4 protein-coding genes are annotated in these 3,566 nt (G+C 40.4%); 2 read left to right on the forward strand and 2 right to left on the reverse strand.

The window, feature by feature from the left end:
- Nucleotides 1-244: 244 nt before the first annotated feature.
- The gene (locus tag VF675_RS13445; protein ID WP_154321226.1) at nucleotides 245-814 is read right to left on the reverse strand and encodes a peptidylprolyl isomerase; all 570 of its coding nucleotides are present in this window, start codon (nucleotides 812-814) and stop codon (nucleotides 245-247) included.
- Between the two features lie 98 nt (nucleotides 815-912).
- Between VF675_RS13445 and VF675_RS13450 the strand changes: the two genes are divergently transcribed.
- The gene (locus VF675_RS13450) at nucleotides 913-1,581 is read left to right on the forward strand and encodes an acetoacetate decarboxylase family protein (RefSeq protein ID WP_440205365.1); all 669 of its coding nucleotides are present in this window, start codon (nucleotides 913-915) and stop codon (nucleotides 1,579-1,581) included.
- Between the two features lie 40 nt (nucleotides 1,582-1,621).
- On the opposite strand, the gene VF675_RS13455 is transcribed toward VF675_RS13450, so the two are convergent.
- Nucleotides 1,622-2,695 (reverse strand): alpha/beta hydrolase, encoded by a 1,074-nt coding sequence (locus VF675_RS13455; protein WP_440205366.1) that lies wholly within the window; start codon nucleotides 2,693-2,695, stop codon nucleotides 1,622-1,624.
- A 220-nt stretch (nucleotides 2,696-2,915) separates the two neighbouring features.
- Here VF675_RS13455 and VF675_RS13460 point away from each other — a divergent pair, with 220 nt between their 5' ends.
- The gene (locus tag VF675_RS13460) at nucleotides 2,916-3,383 is read left to right on the forward strand and encodes a hypothetical protein (protein WP_131261893.1); all 468 of its coding nucleotides are present in this window, start codon (nucleotides 2,916-2,918) and stop codon (nucleotides 3,381-3,383) included.
- Nucleotides 3,384-3,566: the final 183 nt, after the last annotated feature.

Raw genomic sequence — 3,566 nt, forward strand, 5'->3', positions numbered from 1 at the left:
TAGAAATTTTAACGCAAAAAATTCTCTACAACTTAACCCTGTGAGCTAAGTTTGTAGGCTGTTTCGCGTCGGGATGGGTGCATTATAGGGCAATTTCCTACACGTGCAAGTGCTTTTAACTGCTTGTTTTCACGAGTGTTGGATTTTTACGCACTATTTTGGTTCAAAAACACACAATACTCGCACTAACCCTATAATTTTAAATTAAAAATATGTTTTTCATATTTTTGCAATCTAAATCCGCTTATTTTGTTGGGGCAGCCTCTTTCACTTTCACACTGAGTATTTTTACCGCTTGTTTCGGTACATTTTGATGCATGCCATAGTTGCCTGTTGGTACTTTTACAATTTTATCGACAACATCCATACCTTTAGTGACTTGACCAAATACCGCATAGCCTGCGTTACGTGGACTTCGATTTAAGAAATCGTTATCTACCACATTAATAAAGAATTGGCTGCTGGCAGAATCAGGATGATTCATACGTGCCATCGCCAAGGTACCACGGGTATTTTTCAATCCATTACTTGATTCATTACGAATGGTCGCTTTGGTTGGCTTTTCTTGCATATTGGCATCCATACCACCGCCTTGCACCATAAAGCCTGGGATAACACGATGGAAGATCGTACCGTTATAGAAGTTTGACTTGGCATAGTTTTCAAAGTTCTTTGCAGAAACTGGGGCTTTGTCATTAAACAGTTCGATTTCAATATTGCCCATGCTGGTTGTCATTTCTACCACGGTGTTGGCTGCCATCGTATTGAAGCTGATAAGCATTGCTGCCATGGTAAACATACTTTGTTTTAACATTTGCTGACCAATCCATCTGTGTTGTATTTGCATTGCATCTATATTAATAAGATTATGCGAATAAATCAGTGGTTATTTTTTATCACGCTGGAAAACTTATGTATAAAAATAATTCAGATCAGAGCCGACTGTGTCCAGCACCTTGGCAACTTCAAGGTGAAGCCTATATTTTAAATTATTGGCTCAGCCCACAATTTTTAAAACAGGCACAACCTTTTGGCTTAACACCTTCTTTTTTAGGACGTCTTGTTCAAGTCATGTGGGTGCGTTATCACGCTAGCCCCATTGGTGCTTACGATGAGCTGCTGATTTTAGATCATCCTTTATTTAGGCAGCGTCGTTTATCTACTATTCCTAAAATTTTCGTTTCAACCGAGTCTTCTGTGCAACACGGACAACAACTTTGGGGCATTCCTAAACAACTGGCAAGCTTTGATTGGAATATTCAAGATCGACAGATAAGTTGCAAAATACAACACGCAGATTTGCAATTCGCCATTCAACTTGAAAAATGCAATACGCAACGTAGCTTTATTGATAGTCATTACATCCCTGCTGCGCTTTTAAAAATTCAGCAAACATGGCAAGGGAAATCTTATCAATTTAATCCTTCTTTTCGCGGCAGATTAATCCCACTCAAACATGCGTCTTGGCAATCGAATCCAAGTTTGTTTCCTGATTTTAATCAGGCACGCTTCATCAATGGTTTTTACGTGCCTGAGTTCGAACTGACTTTTCCAGAAGCCGAAATCTCTACTCTGGTTTAACCGTTCCACGTGAAACAGATTAACAAAGACAACCCAAGGTTTAGCTACGTGGTCGATCCCAAAATTTTCTAAAGTTTTTACACATTTCAATGCTGATTTTTTTGGCGCGACGCGACACAAAGGTCATGCTAATAAAACCATGTGTTTGATCTAAATATTCTACATATTTTACCGTGACAGCATGTTGACGTAATTTGTGTGCATAAATTTCAGCTTCATCATGCAAAACGTCATGCCCTGCTGTGACCACAAAGGCAGGCGCTAGTTTTTTCAATTTGCCAAAAGTTGGCGAAATGATTGGATCATCCAAAGCGACCTGATGCTGTGTGACATAGTGCTGGGTGACAAAATCAATATCTTGTCCAGTCAACACCAAACCATCTTTATAAGCCACGAATGAAGGATGGCGACTCTTAAAATCTAAGGCTGGATAAATTAAAAATTGTGCGTCAGGTGCATAGGCTGAATGAGCACTACGCTGTGCAACCACCGCTGCAATATTACCACCCGCACTATCGCCTGCCACCGCTATGCGATTTTTTAAAATTTTCATTTCTCGACGATGTTGATATGCCCATGCCAAAGCATCTTCACAGACTTGAATAATCTGCTGTGGACTAGCTTCAGGCGCGAGTGGATATTCCACACTCAACACTTGTGCATGGGCATGTACCGCCATTAAGCGGCAAAATTCGTCATGACTGTCTAAACCACCCACCACAAAACCACCACCATGATAAAACACGATTAAAGGCAATTTTTTATGTGGTGCAGGATGATAATAACGCGCTGCGATATTGCCACTGGCTAAGTTTAAACGGATTTCTTCAACTCGTTTGACCGCAGTTGGAGTGCTCAGAATAGATTGCATTTGTCGATCAAATGCCTGTCTAGACTGTACAGGGTCAGCACCAATAAAACCAATTTTCCCTTGTTTTAATTGTGCCGCCATCATGCATTTAATAAATGGATCAAGGTCTGGATAATGATACGGATAACCCAAAGCTTGAGCCAAAGTATGATGTACTCGACTTGGTAACTTATTTAATGCACGTGCAGCAGCACCTTGTCCTTTGTGCAATTTATTTTTGAGAGATGAATTCAAAATTTGCATGCCTGTTCCTTTTTATATGTCTGCATGATTTGCCTAAACGCTTCATAATTTCTTCATGATCAACAGCACAGTGACCATTTTGTTATACAAGTGCTTCAATCGTTATACACATTCAAATTACCTATACGCTACCCTGCTTTTATGACGCTGTCATTGACACTATTGCAGTCTATGTTTGATGTTTCAGACAAATTCACCTCATCAGCTCAGGAGGCAGAGCATGACTAAAAAATTAATCTTACTTTCATGTGCGACTGCTTTTTTAGCCGTAGGTTGCGTAGTCGTGCCTGACGAAGGTTACTACGATGGACGATATGAGCCACGCTATGATGATGATCATCGACGTTATGACAATGATCGGCAGCGTTGGGAATATCAACAAGGTAAAAATCGGGTTGAGTTAGAGCGTCGTAAACGTGAACTAGAACGTCGTGAATGGGAACAAAAACGACAACAGCAATTACAGCAACAACGCTATGAACAAGAGCGACAACGTTTAGCAGAGCAGCGTAAACGCTTATCGGAACAGCAGCGTAAACAGCTTGAGCAAAAGCGTAAGCAGCAAATTGAAGCTGAACAAAAAAAGCGTGAGGAAGCACGTAAACGCTGGCAACAACAACGTGATGCACAACAAAAGCGCTGGCAGGAAAACCGTAAAGACCGTGAACAACGACGTGATCGTGATTGAGTCTTGCAGCAAAGCAAAACAAATGAGGTAAAAAAAGGGCTTATTCAGAAGTTAGATAAGCCCCGAAAACACATTTAGCAATACACAAGAAACTACAGCGATATAGCATCTATGCGCAAAGAATAAGCAGTGTTAGGTTTTGTGTAAAATATATAATTACTCTCGATTAAGCTGTTTTAGCGA

This window comes from Acinetobacter sp. Lyrl_1, from assembly GCF_051948795.1.
GTDB lineage: Bacteria > Pseudomonadota > Gammaproteobacteria > Pseudomonadales > Moraxellaceae > Acinetobacter > Acinetobacter towneri.

Coding starts and splice junctions, on each gene's coding strand:
- VF675_RS13445 (WP_154321226.1), bottom strand. CDS start 814: ATGTTAAAACAAAGTATGTTTACCATGGCAGCAATGCTTATCAGCTTC.
- VF675_RS13450 (WP_440205365.1), top strand. CDS start 913: ATGTATAAAAATAATTCAGATCAGAGCCGACTGTGTCCAGCACCTTGG.
- VF675_RS13455 (WP_440205366.1), bottom strand. CDS start 2,695: ATGCAAATTTTGAATTCATCTCTCAAAAATAAATTGCACAAAGGACAA.
- VF675_RS13460 (WP_131261893.1), top strand. CDS start 2,916: ATGACTAAAAAATTAATCTTACTTTCATGTGCGACTGCTTTTTTAGCC.